General features: G+C 71.6%; 20 protein-coding genes. 11 read left to right on the forward strand and 9 right to left on the reverse strand.

Going from position 1 to position 23,685, the window contains the following annotated elements; genetic code table 11:
- Positions 1–118: 118 nt before the first annotated feature.
- Positions 119–913, forward strand: a complete 795-nt coding sequence (locus ACFQ7Q_RS09445; RefSeq protein ID WP_383551707.1) for an SGNH/GDSL hydrolase family protein — start codon at positions 119–121, stop codon at positions 911–913.
- On the opposite strand, the gene ACFQ7Q_RS09450 is transcribed toward ACFQ7Q_RS09445, so the two are convergent.
- The 6 genes from ACFQ7Q_RS09450 to ACFQ7Q_RS09475 all read right to left on the reverse strand — a co-directional run bounded on the left by ACFQ7Q_RS09450 (position 900) and on the right by ACFQ7Q_RS09475 (position 7,318).
- Complete coding sequence (locus ACFQ7Q_RS09450; RefSeq protein ID WP_383551709.1) at positions 900–1,754, reverse strand: STM4011 family radical SAM protein; 855 nt, start codon at positions 1,752–1,754, stop codon at positions 900–902. The genes ACFQ7Q_RS09445 and ACFQ7Q_RS09450 overlap by 14 nt on opposite strands.
- Before the next feature lie 13 nt (positions 1,755–1,767).
- A complete protein-coding gene (locus tag ACFQ7Q_RS09455) occupies positions 1,768–3,099 on the reverse strand; it encodes an STM4012 family radical SAM protein (RefSeq protein ID WP_383551711.1) in 1,332 nt (443 codons plus the stop codon).
- Positions 3,096–3,917 (reverse strand): STM4013/SEN3800 family hydrolase, encoded by an 822-nt coding sequence (locus ACFQ7Q_RS09460; RefSeq protein WP_383551837.1) that lies wholly within the window; start codon positions 3,915–3,917, stop codon positions 3,096–3,098. The genes ACFQ7Q_RS09455 and ACFQ7Q_RS09460 overlap by 4 nt, the downstream gene beginning before the upstream one ends.
- Before the next feature lie 20 nt (positions 3,918–3,937).
- Complete coding sequence (locus ACFQ7Q_RS09465; protein ID WP_383551713.1) at positions 3,938–5,104, reverse strand: STM4014 family protein; 1,167 nt, start codon at positions 5,102–5,104, stop codon at positions 3,938–3,940.
- Positions 5,101–6,060, reverse strand: a complete 960-nt coding sequence (locus ACFQ7Q_RS09470; RefSeq protein WP_383551715.1) for an STM4015 family protein — start codon at positions 6,058–6,060, stop codon at positions 5,101–5,103. Before ACFQ7Q_RS09470 ends, ACFQ7Q_RS09465 begins: the two co-directional genes overlap by 4 nt.
- A gap of 160 nt (positions 6,061–6,220) precedes the next feature.
- Positions 6,221–7,318, reverse strand: coding sequence for a hypothetical protein (locus ACFQ7Q_RS09475; RefSeq protein WP_383551717.1), 1,098 nt, complete (start codon positions 7,316–7,318; stop codon positions 6,221–6,223).
- A 336-nt stretch (positions 7,319–7,654) separates the two neighbouring features.
- Here ACFQ7Q_RS09475 and ACFQ7Q_RS09480 point away from each other — a divergent pair, with 336 nt between their 5' ends.
- Together ACFQ7Q_RS09480 and ACFQ7Q_RS09485 are read left to right on the forward strand one after the other, a co-directional pair.
- Positions 7,655–9,199 carry a hypothetical protein gene (locus tag ACFQ7Q_RS09480; RefSeq protein ID WP_383551719.1) on the forward strand — a complete coding sequence of 515 codons (1,545 nt, stop codon included), beginning with the start codon at positions 7,655–7,657 and terminating at the stop codon, positions 9,197–9,199.
- Between the two features lie 110 nt (positions 9,200–9,309).
- A complete protein-coding gene (locus ACFQ7Q_RS09485; RefSeq protein WP_383551721.1) occupies positions 9,310–10,581 on the forward strand; it encodes a transglycosylase family protein in 1,272 nt (423 codons plus the stop codon).
- A 47-nt stretch (positions 10,582–10,628) separates the two neighbouring features.
- Here ACFQ7Q_RS09485 and ACFQ7Q_RS09490 read toward each other — a convergent pair whose 3' ends face one another.
- Both ACFQ7Q_RS09490 and ACFQ7Q_RS09495 read right to left on the reverse strand, forming a co-directional pair.
- Positions 10,629–11,258, reverse strand: a complete 630-nt coding sequence (locus ACFQ7Q_RS09490; RefSeq protein ID WP_383551723.1) for a TetR/AcrR family transcriptional regulator — start codon at positions 11,256–11,258, stop codon at positions 10,629–10,631.
- A gap of 76 nt (positions 11,259–11,334) precedes the next feature.
- The gene (locus tag ACFQ7Q_RS09495) at positions 11,335–12,513 is read right to left on the reverse strand and encodes a Glu/Leu/Phe/Val dehydrogenase dimerization domain-containing protein (RefSeq protein WP_383551725.1); all 1,179 of its coding nucleotides are present in this window, start codon (positions 12,511–12,513) and stop codon (positions 11,335–11,337) included.
- An 88-nt stretch (positions 12,514–12,601) separates the two neighbouring features.
- On the opposite strand from ACFQ7Q_RS09495, the gene ACFQ7Q_RS09500 reads away from it, so the two are divergent.
- The 7 genes from ACFQ7Q_RS09500 to ACFQ7Q_RS09530 all read left to right on the forward strand — a co-directional run bounded on the left by ACFQ7Q_RS09500 (position 12,602) and on the right by ACFQ7Q_RS09530 (position 19,718).
- A complete protein-coding gene (locus ACFQ7Q_RS09500) occupies positions 12,602–13,831 on the forward strand; it encodes an MBL fold metallo-hydrolase (protein WP_383551726.1) in 1,230 nt (409 codons plus the stop codon).
- A 643-nt stretch (positions 13,832–14,474) separates the two neighbouring features.
- Entirely contained in the window at positions 14,475–15,641 is a 1,167-nt protein-coding gene (locus tag ACFQ7Q_RS09505) for an ATP-binding protein (RefSeq protein WP_383551728.1), read from the forward strand.
- Positions 15,638–16,039 carry a roadblock/LC7 domain-containing protein gene (locus ACFQ7Q_RS09510; protein ID WP_329113631.1) on the forward strand — a complete coding sequence of 134 codons (402 nt, stop codon included), beginning with the start codon at positions 15,638–15,640 and terminating at the stop codon, positions 16,037–16,039. Before ACFQ7Q_RS09505 ends, ACFQ7Q_RS09510 begins: the two co-directional genes overlap by 4 nt.
- The gene (locus ACFQ7Q_RS09515) at positions 16,036–16,413 is read left to right on the forward strand and encodes a DUF742 domain-containing protein (RefSeq protein WP_383551731.1); all 378 of its coding nucleotides are present in this window, start codon (positions 16,036–16,038) and stop codon (positions 16,411–16,413) included. Before ACFQ7Q_RS09510 ends, ACFQ7Q_RS09515 begins: the two co-directional genes overlap by 4 nt.
- Positions 16,388–16,981: an ATP/GTP-binding protein gene (locus tag ACFQ7Q_RS09520; protein ID WP_383551732.1), complete on the forward strand. Its 594-nt coding sequence runs from the start codon at positions 16,388–16,390 to the stop codon at positions 16,979–16,981. Before ACFQ7Q_RS09515 ends, ACFQ7Q_RS09520 begins: the two co-directional genes overlap by 26 nt.
- A 9-nt stretch (positions 16,982–16,990) precedes the next feature.
- On the forward strand, positions 16,991–18,346 hold the full coding sequence (locus ACFQ7Q_RS09525; RefSeq protein WP_383551734.1) for a cytochrome P450: 1,356 nt from the start codon (positions 16,991–16,993) through the stop codon (positions 18,344–18,346).
- 220 nt (positions 18,347–18,566) lie between these two features.
- Positions 18,567–19,718 carry a tryptophan dimethylallyltransferase family protein gene (locus tag ACFQ7Q_RS09530; protein WP_383551736.1) on the forward strand — a complete coding sequence of 384 codons (1,152 nt, stop codon included), beginning with the start codon at positions 18,567–18,569 and terminating at the stop codon, positions 19,716–19,718.
- Between the two features lie 127 nt (positions 19,719–19,845).
- Here the strand turns inward: ACFQ7Q_RS09530 and ACFQ7Q_RS09535 are convergent, their stop codons facing one another.
- Positions 19,846–21,177: a flavin-containing monooxygenase gene (locus ACFQ7Q_RS09535; protein ID WP_383551738.1), complete on the reverse strand. Its 1,332-nt coding sequence runs from the start codon at positions 21,175–21,177 to the stop codon at positions 19,846–19,848.
- Between the two features lie 618 nt (positions 21,178–21,795).
- Here ACFQ7Q_RS09535 and ACFQ7Q_RS09540 point away from each other — a divergent pair.
- Positions 21,796–23,679 (forward strand): ATP-binding protein, encoded by a 1,884-nt coding sequence (locus tag ACFQ7Q_RS09540; protein ID WP_383551740.1) that lies wholly within the window; start codon positions 21,796–21,798, stop codon positions 23,677–23,679.
- The last annotated feature ends 6 nt before the right edge of the window (positions 23,680–23,685 follow it).

A 23,685-nucleotide genomic window follows, 5' to 3' on the forward strand; every position in this document is an offset into this window, starting at 1 on the left:
CCTTCGCGTACCGCCGTATTCCGGCTTGGCGGAATCTTGACCGGTGGCGTATCTCACCCGGCGTCAACCCCTCCTTACGGTCGCGTAGGTCACACCCATAAGGGAAAGATGAGTTCCCGTGGCAGACGATTCGAGATCAAGAGACATGGACGTATTCGGGTCGTACGCGGCGATCGGTGACAGCTTCACCGAGGGCGTCGGAGACCCCGGCCCCGACGGGAAGTACGTCGGATGGGCGGACCGTTTCGCGGTCCTGCTCGCCGACCAGCTGCCGGAGCACGACGCATTCCGATACGCCAACCTGGCCGTACGCGGCCGCCTCCTCGACCAGATCGTCGAGGAGCAGGTCCCCAGGGCGAAGGAGCTCGCCCCCGACCTGGTGACCTTCTGCGCGGGGGGCAACGACATCATCCGCCCGGGCACCGACCCGGACGACGTCGCCGAGCGCTTCGAGCGCGCCGTCGCCGATCTGACCTCGGCCGTCGGCACGGTCATGGTGACGACCGGCTTCGACACCCGCGACGTACCCGTGCTGCGCCATCTGCGCGGCAAGATCGCCACCTACACGGCCCATGTCCGGGCCGTCGCCGACCGCTACGGCTGCCCGGTCCTGGACCTGTGGTCGCTCAAGTCGGTGCAGGACAGGCGGGCTTGGGACGACGACCGGCTGCACCTCTCGCCCGAGGGCCACACCCGGGTCGCGCTGCGCGCCGCCCAGGTCCTCGGTCTGGAGGTGCCGGCCGACCCGGACCAGCCGTGGCCGCCGCTGCCGCCGCGCGGCACGCTGGAGGTGCGCCGCGACGACATCAACTGGGCCAGGGAGTACCTCGTGCCGTGGATCGGCAGGCGGCTGCGGGGTGAGAGCTCGGGGGACTACGTGGAGGCCAAGCGGCCGGACCTCATGCCTCTGTGAGCGCGGCGGGGACGCGTTCCAGGACGCCGCCCGCGAACACGTCGTACAGCGGCAGCGTCTCCAGATGGACATATCCGATGTGGCAGTCGCAGACGGCGAGGGGGCAGGCGCGTGGCCGCAGGGCCGCGCGGTACGAACCGTCGTAGAGGTTGCCGAGCTCGGCCTTCACGAAGTGGCAGCGTCGCACCGTCCCGTCACCGTCCACCGAGATCACCGACTCGCCGGTCCGGCAGGGGAGACCGGCCGAGGGGTGCGGACGACGGCTGTACGGGAAGAGGGGGTCGAGGGCCGTCCAGCCCTCGGCCTCCCCATCGGTGTACGTGTGCCCCTCGGCGGCGTTCACCCAGAGGTAGACCTCGGGTGGGAGATCGTCCCGCAGCCGCCGGGCGTGCTCCCGGTGATCGGGCAGGCCGACGATCCCGACGCTGAAACGCGTGCCCCGGGCGGCCAGGTCACGGCACTTGGCGAGGAAGCGGTCGTAGGGCGTCTGCCCCGGGTGGTACGTGCACCAGAGCGCGAGGGTCTCGGGATCGGCCTCGGCCAGCCAGTCGGTGCGACAGCTGAGATTCGTCTGGATCGCCACCCGCTCGATGTGCGGGAGGCGCGACAGCTCGGTGAGGGCGCGCCGGTACCAGGACCGGACCAGGCCCTCGCCCCACGGGGTGAAGAGAATCCTCAGCCGGTCGCCGGTCTGCCCGGCCGCCCAGGCGGAGAAGCGCTCCAGCGCGGCGCGGTCGGCGCGCAGCTGCTCACGGCTGTCGCGGCGCTTGGCGAAGGGACAGTAGGGGCAGTCGTAGTCGCAGGAGGCGAGAGGGCCCCGGTAGAGGATCGTCAGGTCCATGCCGTCACCCCCGTTACTTCGGCTCGTAGGCGGCCATCGCCGCCCGGACGGCCGGCGAGAAGAGCGCGGGACCGAGCGCGTCCGAGTGGGCCAGACCCTCGGGCGACAGCCGCAGCAGCCCGGCGGGCGCCGTCGGATCCAGCCAGCCGAGCGTCTCGAACCGGCCCAGTTCGGCCGGGAAGTCCGCGATCGGAGACGTGCCGAACCGCTCCTCGTAGGCGGCCGTGGACATGCCCCGGGCCTGCAGGAGGGACTGGAGCAGATGGCGACGGCGCGCCTCGTCCGCGTCGACCCACCGGCCGACCTGGGCGCGCGTGAAGTCCCCCGTCCCGGTGTAGGCGTCGATGATCGAGCGGACCTCTCTCATGTCGACGGCGTAGTCGAAGGAGTAGTGCAGCGAGGAGGTGTACGAGCGCGCCCCGCAGCCCAGTCCGATCATCCCGTCGGTCTGGCAGGCGTAGTCGTCGGCGCCCTGCGGCGTGGCGTCGGCGCGCCGGAACATCCGCATCGACTCCTGCTCGTATCCCCGCGCGAGCAGATGGTCCCGGCCGTGGCGGTACAGCCGCAGACGCTGCTCGTCCCACTCCCGGTCCGCGGTGGGGGAGAGCCGGCCGAGGCCGGTGAGCGGACGGACGTAGAGGGGATAGAGGTAGAGCTCCTCGGGCGCCCAGGCGAGTGCCGCGTCGAGGGAACGAACCCAGGACTCCTCGGTCTGGCCGTCGATGCCGTAGATCAGATCGATGTTGAGGACGGGGACGCCGGTGTCCCGGATGCGACTGAGCGCGGCCTCGACATCGGCGCGGCGCTGGGGACGAACGGCCGCGCGGGCCTCGGCCTCGACGAAGCTCTGCACCCCGATGCTCAGCCGGGTGGCGCCCCGCTCGGACAGGACCGCGAGCCGGTCGGCCGTCGCCGTCGAGGGCGAGGTCTCCACGGAGAGCGGGACGGCCCGCAGATCCGCGCCCATCCGCTTCTCCGCGATGTCGCAGAGCCGCTCCAGCTCGCCCGCGGTGAGGAAGGTGGGGGTGCCGCCGCCGAAGGCGGCCGTGGCGAAGCGGACCGGCTCGGCGTCGCCGAGCGCCTCCCGTACGGCTGTCGCCTGCCGGTCGAGCGCGTCGAGATAGCGGCTGGTCAGTTCGTCCGGGGCGCCGATCCGGGTGAAGAGGTTGCAGAAGCCGCAGCGGACCTCGCAGAACGGAATGTGCGCATAGAGGGAGAGGGCGTCCTTCGGCTCGTCCGCCCACAGAGCCGCGAGGGAGGGCGTGGGGTCGGGGAGCTTCCGGTACGCGGTCTTGTGCGGGTAGGCGTAGACATAGCTCTCGTACGGACGCGGGGTCCCGGTCATGCGACGGCCTCCCGCTCCGGGCCGGCCAGGAAGAAGTGGGTGTACGGGACGGTCCACACGACCTCGTGGCCCAAGCGATGACCGGTGAAGCCGTCCTCCCCGTAGGCCGTGCCGTGGTCGGAGCAGACGATCGCGAAGCAGCTTCGACGGCTGCTCATGGCGGTGAAGAGCCGGCCGATGTGCCGGTCGACGTACTCGAGCGCCGCCGCGTGCGAGGCGCGGGTGTCGCCGGACTCCCGGGTCGCGCCGGGCAGATGGAACCAGTTGGGCTGGTGCAGCGCGGAGACGTTGACGAAGAGGAAGAGGCGCGCCTCGTGCGGGAGCGCGGCGACGATCTCCTCGGCTCGGGTCACCTGGGACTCGAAGGAGGTGGGGGAGGCGACGCCGAAGTCGGGCTCCCAGTGGCTCTCGTGGAAGAGACCGGGCAGCACGGAGCCGAGGGGGCCCTGGCCGTTGAAGAAGCCGACGCCGCCGACACAGGCGGTGCGGTATCCCTCCTTCGCCAGACCGGAGACCAGATCGGGGGTGTCGTGGACGAAGGTGCCGCCGGCGGTGCTCTCACTGCCCGCGAACCGTGCGGCGAAGAGGCGGGGATGCGGGCCCTGGGTGTCCGGGGTCGGCAGGAAGCCCGCGAAGATCGCCTGGTGGGAGGCGTAGGTGAAGCTGCCGGGGGCGTGCCGGCGCTCCCATCGGCCGCCGGGGAGGTGCCGGGCCAGATTCGGGATGCGGCCGGCGGCGGCGAGCTCGGCCGCGACGTCGTAACGGAGGGTGTCGAGCGTGACCAGGAGGAGATCGTGGCTGCCCACGATCTCGTTCATGTCGGGTGCGGGAGGCTGGTTCACGCGGTGCTCGTTCCTGTGGTGCGGGTGGTACGTGTGGTGCGAGAAGGACTCTTGCGGAGGAGTGCGGAGACCTGGGCCGCGTAGGTGTCCTGGCCCTCCGCGCCGCTGCCCGGGAGGCCGGTGAGGCCGGGGAGGAGATCGCCGAAGGCGTTGACCTCGCCGACGGCGAAGCGCCGCCAGCCGACGGCCGGAAGCAGATCGACGCCGACGCACTGTGTCCCGGGGAATGCTTCGGCGGCCCGCTCGCACACGCCGAGCGCGTCCGCCCACCGGCCGCCTGCGCCTGCGATCGCCGCGCGCACGGTGCCCAGGTCGCCCCGGGTGCCGCCCAGATGGAGATTGGTCATGGGGGAGCGGCTGGTCCGTACGACGGCGTGGGTGGCCCGGCCGGCGATCACCACCACGCGCAGATCGGCCACCCGGCCCCCCTGCGCCGCCTTCGGCAACCAGCGCTCCAGGTGCAGCCCGTCGGGGGCGAGCGTGTCCACGACGGCTGCGACCTCGCGCTCCCTCGTATAGCGGCGCACCCGCAGGGAGTTGAAGAGTCGCCCGTCCGGGGCGCGTTCCACGGAGGTGGTGGCCTGCACCCGGCCGGCGCTGTTCGTCTCCACGGCCAGGACCCCCGAGGCGGACGAGCCGTGGGCGAGCTTCACGAAGACCCGGCGCAGCCCTGACGCCGCCATCAGGGCGCGGACGTCCGCCCAGCCCCGTACGGCGGGGGCGTCCGCCCCCGATGTCGGCGACTCCGGCACCGGGACTCCGGCTTCGCGCAGCCGGGCGTGGGCGAGCCGTTTGTCGAACAGCACCGCCAGCTCGGCGGGGTCGTCGACGAGGATCGCGCCGGCGTCGTCCACGCTCCGGGCGAGCTCCGTCGTGGCCGCGGTGAACGACTCGTACCAGCGGCCCGTGCCCTCGACCCGGGTCGGGTCGTCCGTGCCGCGCAGCAACCGGTCGACCTCCGGCTCCTCGCCGGGCGATTCGAGCCGGACGATCTCGCCCGGGTGGAACCGTGCCCCGCCCCGCAGGACGTCGAGCCAGGGCTCGACCCGCACCTTTGGCAGCCCGGCGGCCCGCACCGCGTCGCGGAAGAACGCGACCCGTCGGTTGGCCGGGTTGCCGACGACGACGAGGCGGGGGTGCGCGAGGGGCGGGGAGTGCGTCATTCGGCGACCGCGACGTACCGGTAGATCTCGCCGTCGCCGTCGTCCTCCGGATCCTGCGCGTCGTCGACGTCGACGGTCACGCCGTGCGGGGTGAGGGTGTCGACGATCCGCTCGATCGTCTTCTCCGACAGATAGTGGTGGAAGAGGTCGAGGTGGGTGAGGTGGGTCAGCGGCTGCCCGGCGAGCAGTGCCTCGGCGCCCTCGTCCGTGAGCGTGCCCATCGACAGGTCGAGGCGGGTCAGCCGGGCGACCACCGGGGCGCTCGCCACGGCGGCGGCGATCTCGTCCTGGATGACGCTGTTGCGCAGCCCCAGATGGCGCAGGGCGGGGAGGCGGGCGCCGGCGAGCAGCGGCTCCAGATCGGCGACCGAGGAGTCACCGCCGTACGCGTCCGTGCCGAGCCACAGGTCCAGCTTCTCCAGCGCGGGCAGGTCGCTCCCGGCGATGCCACGGACGACGTCGGCACCGAGACCGCCCGACTCCACCACGAGCGTGCGCAGTCCGGAGTGCCGGATCGCCGGGAAGGCGAGCTCCGAACCGCCGCGCACCCCGAACTCCCGAAGGGCGGGGTAGGCCGCGAGCAGCGGCGTCACATCGGACTGCTGGATCCAGGAGATCTCGCAGTCCTCGAAGCCCATGTCGCCGAGGAAGAGAGCCTCGAGACCGGGCAGCCTGTCCTTGGCCGCGACGATCGCGGCGACGATCGCGGCGGACGAGTTCTCGTACGCCTCGTCCCAGCCGCCGACGATCAACGCGCGGACCCGCTCCGTGTCGACGTCCGCGAGGAAGCGGGCGAAGACCTGCTCCCACTGCTCGTCCTCGGCTTCACAGTAGGTCGGGCCGGAGACGCGCCAGGCCACGGAAGCGGCGTCCGGCAGTTCGACGACGGTGTCACGATCCGGGAAGTGGAACACGGGCAGGCCGTGGAACTCCTGCAGATATCCCGAAATGGTCATGAGTGCTCCAGACACCGGACGGCGTTGATCGGATGACGCGAGCAGTTGTACCAAGCGGCACCGACAACTCCGCGCGCCGGGGGCGTCCGGGGGCCCTTGTCAGTCCCCATCCGTGAGGTCGGACCGGTGGTCGACACGGGGCGGCCACCGCGGAGGGGCGTCAGGACGGGGTTCCGGGGTCGGCGTACCGCAGGAGGGCGCCCACGCCGTCGTGCAGGGCCAGTTCGCTCTCGGGCACGGCGACCAGCTCGGCACCGGTGCCGACGAGGGCGCGGACGAGGGCCTCGTCGGCGCGTTCCTCGTGCGGGGCCCGCACGCCGAAGGAGAGCAACTCGGGCTCCGTCAGGGCGAGCTGGGTGGGGTGCGGGCCTACCCAGAGCCGCGGTGAGGAACCGGGCGGTCGGTTGAGGAGCAGCGCCGCGACCTGGCCGCGTTGCAGGGCGGCGACGGTGGCGGCAAGACCCTCCGTCGTGGGCCCGCCGACGGCGCGCCGGCCGATGAAGATCTGCACCAGCTCCCAGTCGTGCGCGGCCATGTGACCGCGGAAGACGGTGTCGAGCTGCGGCTCCAGCAGGGCCCGTCCGGTTTCGGTGGGGGTGCGGCCGCCCACGCGTACGACCCGGTCCCGCAGTGTGCGTGGCAGGCGGCGGACGAGCACGTTGCACGCCCACTCGTCCCCGCCCACGACGACGGCCTCGGCATGGGCGCGCCGCGCCTGTTCGTCCAGCCGGTGGCCGAGCCGCAGGGAGGTGCGGTGCCAGGTCGCCACGGGGACCCTGCGGTGCAGCCGCTCACCCGGTGTGACGGTGGAGGCGGGCCAGGTGCCGGTCTCCGCCTCCAGCGTCACCCAGCCGTGGGCCTCGGCCGTCGGCAGACCGCGGTAGTGGACGACCACGGCCATGTACGGGATCTCCGGGACATGCTGCGTGACCAGGGGCATCGCGTCCGGCAGCGTGCTGTAGCGCGCGGAATCACGCTCAGGCGGCGAGGGCAGCTCCCCGTCCAGGACGAGCATGCCGTGGGCGGCGAAGACCGCCTGCCCGTGCACGCCTGGCACCTCCGCGTCGGCGCCGACCGCCTCCTCCAGCACGTCCAGCAGCGTTCCGTCCGCGCCCTGACGGGACAGGCTCTCGCGCAATCGCTGCCAGCGCAGGGCGATCGCCCGCTCGGGATGCTCGGCGTCCCGGGAGGTGTCCAGATACACGGAGGCGTACGGCCCCGGCTCCGCGTAGAGGGGCTCAAGGAAGGACAGCCTCATCGCCGCTCCTCGTCGATGGTCTCCCCACGTTCGATGATGCACCCGCGAGGGCTGCCGACGGGTCGCTCCGCGCGGCCCGCCCTTCCCGCTGACAGTCGGCGGCAGCTGATCCGCCGGGGTGATCGGACACCCTTGTGAGTTCAGTGTATTGAACGGAAGATGGCGAGTTTAGATCTCTCACGTGGGAGAACGTGAAATGTGAAGCCTTGTAGTTTCACTATAGATTGACAATCGCTCAACCCTTCGATGAGGATGGCGCGGCGCTCCAGGTGCCCCGGAGGTCCGTGAGACCCAGGGCGCCTTCCGTCATGCAGCCAATTCCTCAAGGGGAGACTCATGCCCAGCAGGCGCTCAATCCTTCGCGGTGCCACCGCCGTCGCGGCCGCCGCTGTCGTTCCCGTCGCGGCCGCGTCACAGGCCCACGCCGACACCCTGGTCTCGGGTCAGTGGATCCGGCCCACGTCCAACGGTTCGCTCGGCAACGGCGACCTCGGCGACCCCGTCACCCGCCAGCAGGTCCTCGCGCGCGGCCGCGTCTGGGTCGACCTGCGGGTGCCGTACAGCCCCAACGGACTGGAGAGCCCGTGGGGTTGGTGGTACGACGGCCAGACCGGCGGTCGCTACCGCCAGGACTGCTCCGGCTTCGTCTCGATGGCCTGGCAGCTCCCCGAGAGCCTCAACACCTGGACGCTGCGCGGTGTCTCCACGCGTCTCAGCGGACTTGACGCGCTGCTCCCGGGCGACGCGCTCAACAACATCGACACCCACGTGATGCTGTTCGTCGGGTGGACGGACGGCAGCAGGCAGACCGCCGTCATCATGGAGGAGTACGGACGCAGCGGGCCGACCCGGCAGCGCAACGTGTCCCGTTCGGAGCTCAACTCCCGTGGCATGCTCGCGTACCGCTACCACCGGATCACGGACGGCCCCACCCAGGAATCGTGGCAGGGGCGCTTCTTCCACGAGTACCGCCGCGCCGACGGCAGCTGGACCGGGTTCGCCCCGCTGAACGGCTTCGGCGGGGCTCCGTACTTCCACGGCCACGGTGTGGGCATCAGCGGCACCCCCGACGGATCGGCCCAGGTCGTCGGCATCGGTACGGACGGCAACCTCTACCACAACTCCCGATACACCAGCGGCTCGTGGACCGGATTCGCCCCGCTCAACGGATTCGGAGGCGCGTCCCGCTTCGCGGCGAGCAACGCCGCGATCGCCGGTGCCCCCGACGGCTCCTCCCATGTCCTCGCGGTCGGAAACGACGGCAACGTCTACCACACCGTCCGCCTCAAGAGCGGTTCGTGGACGGGCTTCGCCTGGCTCGACGGCTACGACGGGGCGACGCGTTTCGCGGCGGCCGACGTGGCCGTCGGTACCACCCCGAACGGCGACGCCCACGTCCTTGCCGTCGGCAACGACAGGAACGTGTACCACAACGTCCGCCACGCCTCCGGCTCCTGGTCCGGGTTCGCCCCGCTCGACGGCGTCGGCACGAGCCGGATGTCCGCCACCAGCGTCGCCATCGCCGGAGTCGGCGACGGCTCCGCGCAGGTCCTCGCGGTCGGCAACGACGGATACACCTACCACCGCGTCCGCCGTGCGGACGGCACCTGGACGGCGTTCGCTCCGCTCGCCGGGTTCGGCGGAGCCTCCCGCCTGGCGGCCAGTGACATCGCCATCGCCGGTCTGCCCGACGGCTCCTCCCAGGTGCTCGCCATCGGCAACGACGGACACGTCTACCACGACGTGCGCACCCCGGCGGGCCATTGGCAGGGTCTGGCTCCGCTGGCCGGGTACGGCGGCGCGGCCAGGTTCGGCGCGCAGCGGGTCGCGATCGCCGGAATGCCGGACGGCACGGCGCAGGTGCTCGCCACCGCCCGCTGATCCGCTCATCCGCCCGGACCGCCGGTCCGGATGCCCGCGCACCGCCGTCCGGCGGTGCGCGGGCCTCTCCCCTCTTCCCTCACCGCTCTGTCGACAGGAGCCGTTCACCCATGCCCCGAACTCGTTCCCTGCATCGCGTCATGTCCGCCGTCCCCGTCGTCGGCGCACTGTTGCTCTCAGCCCTGGCGGGTACCACCGCCGAGGCCGCCTCGGTCAGTACCTGGGACAAGGTGGCCCAGTGCGAGAGCGGCGGCAACTGGTCCATCAACACGGGCAACGGCTACTACGGCGGCCTTCAGTTCAGCGCTTCCACCTGGCGTGAGTTCGGCGGCACGCAGTACGCCGCCTACGCTCACCAGGCCACGAAGAAGCAGCAGATCCTCACGGCCGAGCGGGTGCTGGCGGTTCAGGGCGAGCGTGCCTGGCCGAACTGCGGTCCGGCGGCCGGCCTGGGCGCCGACCACGCGGATCCCTACCCGCCCGCCGTCCCGTCCGACAGCGGCGACTTCCATCACGCCGTCCGCACGGCGCAGGGCCACTGGACCCCGTTGGCGCCGTTGGACGGTTACGACGGAGCCTCCCGCTTCGCGGGGAACCGGCAGTCGATCACCACCACGCCTGACGGCTCGGTCCAGGTCGTCGGCGTGGGCACGGACGGCAACCTGTACCACAACGCCCGCTTCACCAACGGTTCCTGGCAGGGCTGGGCACCGGTCGACGGGTACGACGGCGCCGCACGGTTCGCCGCGGGGGAGGTGACCATCGCGGGGATGCCGAACGGTGACGCCCAGCTGATCGCCGTCGGCAACGACGGCAAGCTGTACCACAACGCCCGTTTCGCCAACGGTTCCTGGCAGGGCTGGGCACCGGTGACGGACTGGGGCGCCAAGAAGGTCGCGGCCACCGGGCTTCCCAACGGTGATCTCCAACTCGCCATCGTGGGCAACGACGGCATGGTGTACCACAACATCCGGTACGTGAACGGGTCCTGGCAGGGCTGGCGCGGCGTCGCCGGCTACGGAGGTGCCGCCGGGTTCGCCGCGTCCGGCGTCGCCGTCGCGGGTCTGTCGGGCGGCGCGGCCCGGCTGATCGCCGTCGGCAACGACGGCGGGCTCTACCACGCCACGCGGCAGGCGAACGGCGGTTGGCAGGCGTGGGCCAGGGTGCCAGGCATCTCCTCGCCCTCGGACATCGCTCTCACCGGTACGCCGGACGGCGGCGCCCAGCTGCTCGCCATCGCCAACGGCACCACCGTGTATCACAACGTGCTCCACGCGGGCGGTTCCTGGCAGGGCTGGAACCCCATCGGGGCCAACGCCCGCAAGGTCGGCATCGCCGGGGCGGGTACCGGCGACGCCCACATCCTCACCACCAGCGGCTGACGCTTGCGCGGCCGACTCGGGGCCGGGGCGCCGAGAGGCACGATCCGCTAGGGCCGAGTGGGCGGCGCCCCGGAGCCGTCCACGGAGGGGAGGCCGAGCTCACGGGCCAGCGCCGCGTCGGCCCACTCCAGCATGGCCGCGCGTGAGAGCGAGCCGGCGTACGAGGTCATCTGCACCGCGAGCCCGTCCAGGAAGGCCGTCAGCCGCCAGGCCGCGGCGGCCGGGTCCGGGCAGGGGAACTCGCCGTCCGCCGCGCCCTCGGCGATCACCTGGGTGAGGGCGGCCTTCCACTGCTGGTCGAGCGCCCCGGCGACCTCGCGCAGCGCGGGTTCCCGCAGGCAGGCCGCCCAGCCCTCGATCCACAGCCGCCAGCCCTTGGCAGTCCCGGTCGGGGCGTACCAGCGGACGGCCGCGCGCAGCCGGCGCAGGGCGCTGGTACGCCGCCCGAGGAGGCGGCGCAGATGGGCGAGGTCGCCCTCGGCGGCGTAGGCGAAGGCCGCTGCGACGAGCTTCTCCTTGGTCGAGAAGTGGTAGAGCACCAACGCGTTGCTGACGCCGAGCGCGGAGGCGACGTCGGCGATCCTGACGGCCGCCACGCCCCGTACCTCGATCTGCTCGACGGCGGCACGGAGCAGTTCCTCCTGCCGTTCCGCCACGCTCAAGCGCACTCTTGCCACGTCCGTCAGCCTACACAGCACATGACACGGGCATGATCATTTACGCGGGTGCGGCGCGCCGCGGCGGCCGGCGGCGTCAGTACCAGCCGTAGCGCTCGGCGATCTCCGGCAGCCGCTCCTCCACCAGCGCATGCGCCGCCGCGCGTGGCGTGCCGCCGTCCGTCTCCGCGCGGTCCAGCATCCGGTCCACCAGGGACCGCATGGCCCGTCGGGTGTACGCGAACGCCTCGTCCGCGTCCGCCCCGATGTCGCCGAAGAGCGTCCACCACCACCAGGCGTTCGTGCCCGAATTGACGACGACGTCCGGGAGCACCACGACCCCGCGCGCGGCGAGCAGCTCCTCCGCCTCGGGGAGGACCGGCATATTGGCCGCCTCGACGACCCACCGGGCCCGGATCCGCTCCTGGGCGCGGGCGTCGATCGCGTACGAGACGGCGGCCGGGACCAGGACCTCCGCGTCGACCGACATCCAGGCGTCGCCCGGCTCGTCCCGGTCTCCGGGCCGCAGCGCCGCGCGATCCACGGTCCCGTGCCCGTCGCGGGCCGCGAGGAGGGCCTCGACGTCGAGCCCCTCCGGGTTGACGATCGTGCCCTTCACATCGGCGACCGCCACCACGACGAGTCCGGCGCGCTCCAGGAAGCGGGCGGTGGCCCCGCCCATGGTTCCCAGCCCCTGGATCGAGACCCGCGTGCCCGCGTACGGCCGGTCGGCCCGGTCGAGCGCCACGAGGACCGACTCGGCGACCCCGCAGCCGCCCACGAGCTCGTCGAGCCCGATCCCGTCCACCTCGACCTCGAAGGCGTCCGCCAGCCGCCGCCGAGCCGCCGCCTCGTCCTCCAGGAGGGGGTACACGGCCTGGATCGAGGAGACGAGCCCGGCTTCCGCCGCCGCCCGGTCGATCAGGTCCTGCGTCAGTCCGAGATCCTCCCCTGTGGTCCAGAAGCGCTCGATGTACGGCCGCATCGCCCGCAGGTAGCGGACCAGCACGCCGTACGCCTCGGGAGAGCGCGGGTCGCAGTCGATGCCGCCCTTGGCGCCGCCCAGCGGCACGTACCGACTGGTCGGGTCGTAGTGCAGGGCCTCCTTCATGGTCATGCCCCTGGCGAGTCCGGCGACCTCCTCGGCCGTACACCCCTCGCGCATCCGCAGCCCTCCGCTGGCCACCCCGCGCACCAGCCGGTCCACGACCAGATGGCCGCGACGGCCGGTCACGTGGTCGGTCCAGCCGACGGACAGCAGGGGTGCGGGGCCCATGGGAACACTCCGGGGTTCGGCGAGCATTACTGAACAGCGATTCAGTATCGCCCATCGTCCCGGCCGTAAGCGGCGCGGGTTGCCCATAATGGAACGACACCGACCATCAGGAGGCCTCGTGACCGGCACCGGCTCCGACCACTCGCTGCGGGCCCGCCTGCGCGCCCTGCGGCCCGAGGCCTTCGGCGCCGACCCGGCGGGCGAGCGCTGGGAGCGCATCAGGCGCTCGCCGAACTTCGCCGACGGGGTCTTCCAGAACCCGGTGGCCGCCCGGACCCGGCCCTCCGGTTCCACCGTAGAGTTCGCCAAGATCTACTTCCAGAAGGAGGCGCGGGCGCGTCGAGCCCCCACGGGCACGATCCCCGTCCACGCCACCACCCTGGCCGACCTCGCCAGACCCCCGGTGTCGGGGCTCCGCCTCACCTGGATGGGGCACTCCAGCGTCCTCGCCGAGATCGACGGTCACCGGGTGCTCTTCGACCCGGTCTGGGGCGACCGCTGCTCGCCCTACACCTTCGCCGGGCCGAAGCGGCTGCACCCCGTGCCGCTGCCGCTCGCCGCGCTCGGCCCGGTCGACGTCGTCGTGATCTCGCACGACCACTACGACCACCTCGATCTGCCCACGATCAAGGCCCTGGCCTCCACGGACACGGTCTTCGCGGTCCCGCTGGGGGTCGGCGCCCATCTGGAGCGCTGGGGCGTGTCCCCGTCGCGTCTGCGCGAGCTCGACTGGAACGAGTCCACCGAGATCGGCGAGCTGCGGCTCACCGCGACCCCCGCGCGCCACTTCTGCGGCCGCGGTCTGCGCAACACCCAGCACACCCTCTGGGCGTCCTGGGTCGTCTCGGGCCCCGACCACCGGATCTTCCACAGCGGTGACACCGGCTACTTCCCCGGCTTCTCCGAGATCGGCGCCGCGCACGGCCCCTTCGACGCGACCATGATCCAGATCGGGGCGTACTCGACCGAGTACTGGCCCGACATCCACATGACGCCCGCCGAGGGCGTCCAGGCCCATCTCGACCTCCAGGGCGGCCGCCCGCACGGCGTCCTGCTGCCGATCCACTGGGGCACCTTCAACCTGGCCCCGCACGCCTGGGCGGAGCCCGGCGAGTGGACGACCGACGCGGGAGCGGAGGCCGGCCAGGCCGTCGCGTCCCCCCGCCCGGGCGAGCCCTTCGAGCCTTCCGGAAAGCTCCCCGCCGACCCGTGGTGGCGAGGCGTCTCCGTCCCGATCGCGCGCCCCTGGCGCCACCCCAAGGGTCAGGCTCCGGCCGCCGCGGCCCGCGGAGACCTGGACCTCGCGGGCGAGCGCTGACCCCGGAGCACGTACCGACCTGACGAACTCGTGGCCACCGGGCCGGTTCGGCCGATTTCCCGGCCGCCCGGCCCGGTCCCGCGACCGACGGACCGGTCCCGCGCCAGGCCGTCGACCGCCCGGACGGCCCCCGACCAGCCCCATCGGCCCGGACCTCCGTCGGCCGGCCCCGACCGCCTCGATGCGCCCGGACCCGTCTGCCCGCACCGGCCGTCGGTCGTCCGTCCGGTTCCGCGGGCGGTGACCCGCCCGCCCCCGTCGGCCAGACCCCCACCAAGGGACACGAAGCACCCCGTACGCACCTCGCCGTACGACGGCAATTCCCGGCCGTCTCGTACAACTTCGTGAATTCTCCGCGATGCGCGCCCCGCCCGGCCGTGAACTCTCCGAGCCGTCCGGCCTGCACGTTCCGCTTAGGTCCGTCGAAAGCACTCAATGCCCACCGGGCACCCCCCTGTTGACGATCGGTCACCTGTTCGTTGCCCGGTGATACGATCATCGCGCTTGCGGGGCGGGGGATGGACGAAGACGACATCTCCGACCGCGGTGACCATCCGCGCAATGACCGGCACGGACGGGTCCGCCGGTCCACCCGCATTGACGGAATTCAGCAGCTGGCCGTCAGTCGCCTGAAGAGAGTCTTATGACGCATTACGCACAGAACCCAGTGCTCTGGGTCCTTCTCGTCGCCGTCATCGGCGCAGTCGCCGTCATTGTCCGCCAGCGCAGGGGGACAAGGGCTCTGCGGGGTGAGATCGAAGAGATCAAGGCCCATTACACCGAGCTGGAGAGCAGCTTCTCGAAATCCGTCGAGGTCGAGAAGGAGCGGGCCCAGGACGCGACGAAGTCGGTCCTCAAGTCCGCGATGCGGACGCTGCAGGGCCTTGCCGCCGAACAGCAGTCGGTCATCTCCGGACTGCAGAGCAAGTACGGCGAGTCCGTGATCCTCCAGGACCTCCTGGAGATCGACCACACGAACTCGCAGTTCGGCCGGCGCGCCCAGTCCATCGCGGTGCTGTGCGACGGCTGGCTGGGGCGACAGCGTGACGTCGCCTCGGTCTACGACGTGGTCCGCAGCGCCCAGGGCCGGATCCGCCACTTCCGGCGCGTGGAGATCCTTTCGCAGGTGGACTTCGCGATCACCAGTCGCTCCGTCGAACCGGTGGCGCTGGCTCTCGCCGAGATCCTCGACAACGCCACCAGCTACTCCAGCCCGGACACCGTGGTCGAGATCAACATCCGCACCGTGCCCAAGGGCATCTGCATCGTCGTCGACGACGCCGGTGTCGGTATGAACGACGAGGAGCGGGCCAAGGCCACGAAGCTCCTCCTGAGTGAGCGCGTCTCCGGTGTCTCGGGGCTCGGCAGCCCCCCGCAGTTCGGCTTCGCGGTGATCGGCGTGCTCTGCGAGCGCTTCGGCTTCGAGGTGTCCGTGGACTCCAGTTCTCCGTACGGAGGTGTCCGCGCCGTTCTCCTCCTGCCGCACGAGCTGCTCACCAACATGCCGGAGAAGAAGGCCCCGACGCCGGCCGTCCCCCCGGTCTCCGCGGCGGAACCGGGCGGCCCCGAAGCCGCCGTGCCCGGCGTCTCGACCGCCGACGGCCTGCCGAAGCGCCGCCGCAAGCGGCCGATGGCCATCGTCCCGGGCAGCACGACCGCTCCCGCGGCGACGCGCTCGGGAGCCGAGACCGCAGCGATCATGGGGGCCTTCCAGCGAGGCACGCAATCCGGCCGGGCCACCCGCCCGGACTCCGCGGATCGAACCAGCAGCACACGTGATGCGAGCAGCGAAGGGCATGAGATCTCGTGAACGACGATCTGTCATGGATGCTTGACAGCGCCTTGGAGATACCCGGGGCGTTGCATGCGGTCCTCGTCTCCGCCGACGGTCTGCTGATGGCCCGGACGAAGGACTTCGACAAGGACAACGCGGACACCGTCGCCGCCGCGATGAGCGGCGTCCAGTCGCTCAGCCGCTCGCTCGGGTTCTTCGTCGACGGCGGTCAGCTGCGGTGGCGGCAGACGCTGGTCGAGTTCGACGGGGGCTGGGTCTTCCTGATCTCCGCGGGGGAGGGGGCGTATCTCGGCGTCTCGGCCTCGCCGGACGTCGACATGCAGGACATCACCTTCCGGATGCAGCAGCTCGTCGGGCAGTTGGGCAAGGCCCTGACGACGCCGCCGCGCGAGAACCTCGGCGTCCGCTCATGAGCGGCTTCGGAGAGCTGGAGCCCGAGGCCGCGGAATTAGTGCGTCCGTACGTCATCACCAAGGGACGCGGGCTGCCCGACGAGGAGCAGCTGTCCCTGATCACCCTGGTCACCGCGGCCGGTGACGAGCAGCAGCGCCCGACGCGCCTGTCCCCGGAGGAGCAGGGCCTGTTGGACCTGTGCACCGCCGGCTATCTCTCGGTCGCCGAGATCGCGGGGCACACACGGCTGCCCATGGGTGTGGTGAAGATCCTTCTCTCCGCGCTCACCGAGGGCGGCTACCTCATCACCCGTCCGCCCGTGCAGCGTGCCGCGCTCGCGGACCGAGACATCCTCGAGGAGGTGCTGAATGGACTACGCACCAAGTTTGGGTGAGCAGGCGTACGTCCGTGACGGAGCGACGCAGATCGCCGTGAAGATCCTCGTCGTCGGTCACTTCGCCGTCGGCAAGACCACCTTCATCGGTGCGATATCGGAGATCCCTCCGCTGTCCACCGAGGAGACGATGACACGCGCGGGGGAGTCGTTCGACGACCTCAAGGGGGTCCGGAGCAAGACCACCACCACGGTGGCCATGGACTTCGGCCGACTGACCATCAGCGACCGTGTCGTGCTGTACCTGTTCGGAACGCCGGGCCAGCAGCGCTTCGTGCAGATGTGGGAGGACATGGCGCGCGGCGCGCTCGGAGCGCTGGTTCTGGTCGATCCCGAGCGGCTGGCTGACTCCTTCGCCGTGATCGACCTGATCGAGCAGTACGGCCTCGACTACGCCATCGCAGTCAACCGTTTCGACGGCACGGCGGATCGGGAGGTGCGGGCACTGCGTGAGGCGCTCGACCTGCTCGACGACACCCCGGTCGTCACCTGCGACGCGCGCGACGAGCAGTCGTCCGCCGACGCGCTGATCACACTCGTCCGGCATCTGCTGGACCGCGCTCACTAGGAAGCAGACATGGACGCTCAACCCACGGCCGCCCCCGTCCCCCCGCCCGGGTGCCCCGCACACAGCGTCGGCGGCCGGGTGCCGCTGCACGGGCCGGAGTTCGCGGCCGATCCGCAGGCGTACTACACCTACCTGCGTCACTTCGGCCCGACCGCACCCGTGGAGCTCGCTCCGGGGGTGGAGGCCACGCTCGTCACCGACTACGCGACGGCGTTGCAGCTGCTGCAGGACTCCGGCTCCTTCCGCAAGGACGCCCGCCGCTGGCGGGACCTCGCCGAGGGCCGGATCAGCCCGGACAGCCCGGTCGTCCCGGTGCTCGCGTACCGGCCCAACTGCATGTTCAGCGACGGCGCCGAGCACCTGCGGCTGCGGCAGGCCGTCACGGACAGCATGGCCCGTGTCGACTCGCGCAGGCTGAGCCGGAGCACCGAACAGGTCTCCAACTTCCTCATCTCGCAGTTCGGTACGCGGGGATCCGCCGATCTCCTGGGTGACTACGCCAAGCAACTGCCGCTGTTCGTGTTCAACGAGCTCTTCGGCTGCCCCGCCGACATCGGCGACCGGGTTCAGTTCGGCATCACCGGCATGTTCGACGGCGTCAACGCCGAGAAGGCGGTCGAGGTGCTCTTCGGCGCCGTCGGCGAGCTGGTGGCGCTCAAGCGGGCCAGGCCGGGCGACGACGTCACCTCGTGGATGATGCAGCATCAGGCACAGCTGACGGACGAGGAGATGGTCCATCAGCTCGCACTCCTGCTGGTGGCGGGCAACGAACCCCTGCGCAATCTCATCGGCAACACCCTGCACCGGCTCCTCACCCACGACGCGTACGCCCACAAGGGCGGTCTGATCGACGAGGCGATCGACGACACGCTGTGGGAGAACCCGCCCATGCAGAACCTGGCGCCGCACTATCCCGCGCACGACATGGAGTTCGCCGGGCAGAAGCTGAGCGCGGGCGAACTCGTCCTGGTCAGCTTCGCGGCCGCCAACACCGGGCCCGCGCTGCGGGAGGCGCGTCAGGCCGGCAGCAACCGGGCCCATCTGGCCTGGAGCGCGGGCCCGCACGCCTGCCCGTCGAAGGAGCCCGCCCGGCAGATCACGGTGACCGCCATCGAGAACCTGCTGAACCAGCTCCCCGACGTCGAACTCGCCGTCCCGGAGGACAGCCTGGTCTGGCGGCCCGGCCCCTTCAACCGTGGCCTTGCCACCCTGCCCGCCCGGTTCACCCCGGCCGAGACCTTCCGCGGGCCCGTCCCCGAGGCGCGTCCCGAAGCGCCGAAGCGCCCCGAAGCGGCGGCCGCGACGGGCGCCAAGCGCGAACGCGGAGGAAAGTGGAGCCAGTTCCTCAATTGGCTCACCAAGTGACACACGTCATTCCAAGCGCCTCATCCGTCACGGCATGAACCTTTCGCCTCAGGGGTAGTGAGCCTCGCGCCATCCACCTGTTTACGAGGCAAGGAGTGTCGTGGACCACATATCCGCCGACGCCGATCTGATGCAGTGCCCCACCGAGTTGGGCCCCCTCGATACCCGCCCCTCCAGGCGGGTATCTTCTTGGGCGCGCCGGCCAGGGGCGGACGGGTCGGTGGCCGCCTCCCCGCCCGGCGGCCCGAATCCGCCCGACGGGGAGACACTCGGCGACCACGCGGCGAGACAGGTGCTGCGGCTGTGCGAGGCCGCGGGGCTGAACGGGGCCGACTCCGCGGAGTACGCACGGACGTTGCTCACGGTCCTGGGCCCCGTCGCCGAGCGGCCGCTCGCCCTGCCGGCCCCCGACGACTCCTTCCTCTCCGACGACCACACGCCAGTGGAGTACTCACTCGCCTTCGTGCCCGACGCGGATCCGACCCTGCGGGTCCTGCTCGAACCGGGATGCGGCGCCGACAGCCTCGCGGAGAACGGGCGTACGGGACTGCGGGTCGTCCGCGACATGGCGCGGCGGTGGGGATTCGACACCAAGCGCCTGGACGAGCTGGAGGACCTGTTCTTCCCGCCGAACCCCCAGGGCCCTCTGGCCCTCTGGTGCGCGCTGGAGCTGGTGCCCGGCGGAATCCCCCGGATGAAGATCTATCTGAACCCCGCGGCCTCCGGGCAGGAACGTTCCGCCGCCACGGTACGGGAGGCCCTGCGCCGGCTCGGTCACCGAAAGGCGTTCACGACGCTGCCCGAGGGCGATCGCCATCTGTTCTTCGCCCTGGACCTGGGTGACTGGGAGGAACCCCGGGTCAAGGTCTACCTCGCGCACCACGACCTGTCGGCACCGGAGGCGGCGCGCCTGTCCCGCGTGGACGGCGGACCCGGACAGCCGGAGCTCACGGGCTTCTTCCGGATGGCGGCCGGCCACGACACCGGCTTCGAGGCCACGGACGGCCGGGACGTGAGGCTGGACCGCAGACCCGTCCAGTCCTGCCACGCCTTCACCGAGACGGCGACCGGCCGCCCGAGCGGCTTCACCCTCTACATCCCGGTCCGCGACTACGCGCGGCACGACGGCGAGGCCCTCGACCGGGCGATGGCCGTGCTCGGCCGGCACGGCATCGACCCCGCCCCGCTCCTGCGCTCACTGTCCGCCGTGACCTCCCGGCGGTTGAGGGACGGTGTGGGGCTCATCGCCTACCTGGGACTCGCCCACCAGCAGGGCAGGCCGCCGCGGGTCACCGCCTACATCTCCTCGGAGGCCTACGCGGTCAGGCCCCCCGTGGCCGCACCGTCCCGGCAGGTCGAGACCGTCCACTGACGGACACCGGCACGCGCGCACGCACCGGCGCGGGCACGCACCGACACGGGCAGGCACGCGCAGGCGCGGGCCGGTGAAGCTTCCCGACAGTCCGCCACCGGGAGCTTCACCCCACCCGATCGCGGACTCACGCGTCCTGCAGCTCCCGCAGTTCGCGCAGATAGGGGCCGACGTCCACCTGGATGGAGGCGCCCTCGGTCCGCCCGTAGCGCTCCTCTATACCGCTCAGGTAGGTGCCGATCTCCTCGCGCATGACCTCGGCGGACGGCAGGGCGACATCGCCGTCGACGATCCGCGCCACCCAACGGGACTGCGCCTCCACGAGGCGGGTGATGGAGCCCACGGGACGGATCAGACCGACGAAGTACAGGCCGGGCCGGTCGGGGGCGACGACCCGCTTGTACAGCTCGACGGCCCCCTGCCGGGGGTCCGTCGGACATCCGGCGGGCAGGAAGGGGAAGGCCATGCGGAAGCCTGTGCAGTAGACGATCGCGTCCGCCTCCACCGTGCTTCCGTCGGTGAAGGTCACCGTGTCGCCGTCCAGGGATTCGATGGCGGGCCTCGGGACCACCCCGCCGTGCCGTATCCGGCTGAGAATCTCGTCCGAGATGGTCACGGCAGAGGAGAAGACGGGGTGGTCGGGCTCGGGCAGGCCGTAGTCCGACAGCCTGCCCCGCGCCACGAACAGGGCCTGCTCGACGAAGCTCCGCCGCTCGTCGAAGGACATGTCGTTGAACCACGGTGCGTCGGCGATCAGGTCCACGGACATGCCGAAGAGCTGCTTGGGCACGATGTGCAGCCCCCGGCGCACGGAGAGCACGGTCCGGGCGGCGTGCCGGGAGAGGTCCGCGGCGATGTCCACGCCGGACGCCCCCATGCCCACGACGACCACGCGCTGTCCGGCGAAGTCGCTGCCGTCGCCGTAGTCCATCGAATGGAGAATCGTTCCGGCGAAGGAGCCGGCTCCGGGCGGAAGCGAATCCGGCAGCGCCGCCTCCGTGTTGTGGCCCGAGGCGACGATCACCTGCTCGAAGCGCCGCCGCGTCACCTCTCCGTGCGCGTCGCGGCTGACGACCGTCCAGGCGCCGTCCGCCTCCTGCTCCACGGAGAGCACCTCGGTGCGCAGTTCGACCCGGGGCAGCAGGCCGGCCCACTCGGCGAAGGCACGGAGATAGGCGGCGACGTCGCTGTGGCTGGGATAGAGGGGCAGCTCGGACGGCATCGGGAAGTCGGCATAGCCGGTCAGCTGCTTGGCGCTGTTCAGATGCAGCGAGCGATAGGCCGGACCGCGCTCGCCGGCCCCCGGCTGGCGCCAGATCCCCCCGACGTCCGGCGACTTCTCCAGACAGACGAAGTCGACTCCCCTGACCGAGAGCGCGTGCGCCGTCGCCAGCCCCGACAGACCCGCACCGATGACGCACACGGTCGCGGCGGTGGCATCGGCATGTGACCCGCCCAAGGAACCCTCCACAGAACACCATCCGTCCATGCACCGGGCGTCGACCGCGACGGATGTCGCGGCTGTCTCCGTGCGGGAGCCCGGGGCGACACACGATACCGATCACCCTTCGGCCGGCGGCCGCCCCGTCCCCGCAGGTGGGTGAGGTGGTTCCGGTCGTACGGACAGTCACGCCGACGACCACGCCGTCCGCCCGAACGGAACCGACGCGAAAGCGAATTCGGGTCCCGAGAGCGTGGCCGAAAAGCAGCCGACGGAATCCGGCCGGTGTCTGACGGGGGCCGCACGCATTCCCCGTGCGCGCTCCCGTCCGCCGATTCCGGTCAAGGCTCCTTTCCGCCGAGTTCTGCGGTGTGTACGCGCCTGAACCCCCTTCCGTTCCGCCGATTCCGGTGTCTCTGTCGAGATCCGGCCATACATTCTCGGCCGGTCGTGCGAAGGGTGATACCAGAGTGCCGTGCTCTACGGGTAAGTTTGCCAACTGCGCACCGCACATGAACGGTTGACGACTACAGTGTGTGCTTGGTGATCATCGGTAGGCTCATCACATCCACGTCGAACACACCCCCGTAGTGACAGAGAAGTACGCCGATTCCTGGGCACGTACCAAGGACACTCATGTCTCAACTTCGCGCACCCGCCGCGCGGTCCGAACGCCGTGAGGGCGGGCGGCACGGCCGGTCAGGCGCCCGTTCCGCTCCCGGCGCGGGGGCTCCCAACCCCGCGCAGAATTCCGTGCCGCCTCCGCCGGAGGCCCGTATACGCTCGCAACTGCTGCGCACCTCCGTGCTTCCGGCCGTCGCCGTGGCACTCGGTGGCGCCGCAGCCGTCATCTTCACCATCCGCTCCACCGGAGCCGCCCCCACCGCCGGCCTCTGGGCTGCGCTGACGGGTGCCGCGGCCCTCACGGTCGCCTCCGTGACCGCGGCCGCGCTCGGCGCCGACCGGGCGGCCAAGTCCGTGCTCGACCGCTGCAACGCCCTGCGCCGCTCCAGCGCCCGCGGCCAGAGCGAGCTGCGCGCGGTCGTCGAGCAGCTGCGCCGCGGCGACGGCCCCCCGGCCCGCCCGGCCACCCCGCCGGCCGTGGCCTCCGGCGACGAGTTCGACCTGCTCGCACAGGAGTTGACCCGCTCCCACGAGGCTGCCGTGGCCGCCGTCGTGCAGGCATCCCGGCTCTCCAGCAGCGTCGGCAACGAGCAGAAGGTCGAGGTCTTCGTCAACCTCGCCCGTCGCCTCCAGTCCCTCGTCCACCGCGAGATCCAGCTCCTGGACGAGCTGGAGAACGAGGTCGAGGACCCCGAGCTGCTCAAGGGCCTGTTCCACGTCGACCACCTGGCGACCCGCATCCGCCGCCACGCGGAGAACCTCGCCGTGCTCGGCGGCGCCATCTCCCGCCGTCAGTGGTCGAATCCGGTCACCATGACCGAGGTGCTGCGCTCCTCCATCGCCGAGGTGGAGCAGTACCCGCGGGTGAAGCTCGTCCCCCCGATCGACGGTACGCTCCGGGGCCATGCCGTGGCCGACGTCATCCACCTGCTCGCCGAACTGGTGGAGAACGCGACGCTGTTCTCCGCTCCGCACACCACGGTGCTGCTGCGGGCCCAGTACGTCACGGCCGGCCTCGCCATCGAGGTCGAGGACCGCGGCCTGGGCATGCCGATCACCGAGCAGAACAAGATGAACGCCCTGCTCGCCGACCCTGACCAGGTCAACGTCGCGCATCTGCTCCAGGACGGCCGCATCGGCCTCTTCGTGGTCTCCGCGCTCGCCCGCCGCCACGGCATCGCGGTACGCCTCCAGACCAACATCTACGGTGGCATCCAGGCCGTCCTCGTGCTGCCGCAGGGCCTCCTCGGCGCCGACCCGGAGGGGCTCGCGCGGACCGAGAACCAGCCGGGAGCCGTGCCCGCGGGCAGGCCGTCCCACACGCCGCAGATGTCTCAGCCGACCGCGGCCCCGTCGGTCCGCGCGGCCCCCGCCGCCCCGGCCCCGACCGGGACTCACGGCAACGGGACGCCGGCACCGGCGCCTGTACCACCGCAGACGCCCGCGCCCGTCCACGCGTCCGCGCACGCCCCCGTACGGACGCCGGCCCACGCGCCGGAGCCCGCGGCCGAACCCCCGCACCGGCCGTTGACGTACACCACCTCCGCACCGGCCATTTCGCTCCAGCAGCCCAACGTGGGCGCACCCGCCCCGGCCGCACCCACGCACGACGGAGCTCCCCTCCCCGTACGGGGAGATCACACCGGGCGCGCCAACCCCGGCACGATCGCCCCGGCCCCGCGCGCGGAAGCGCCCGGCCGACCCCTCCTCCCCAAGCGGCGCGCGCAGGAGCACATCGTCCCGCAGCTGCGCGACGAGCCCGCCGCCCGCATGCCCGAGGAGCACGCCTTGCACGACCCGGGTCTGATGGCCGCCTTCCAGCGCGGCATCGGTCTCGCCGAATCCCAGCCCCCAGCCCATGAATCGCTGCGTCCCGGTGACGCGCACAAGGAGTAGATGCAC

This window comes from Streptomyces sp. NPDC056527 (assembly GCF_042794475.1).
Lineage (GTDB): Bacteria > Actinomycetota > Actinomycetes > Streptomycetales > Streptomycetaceae > Streptomyces.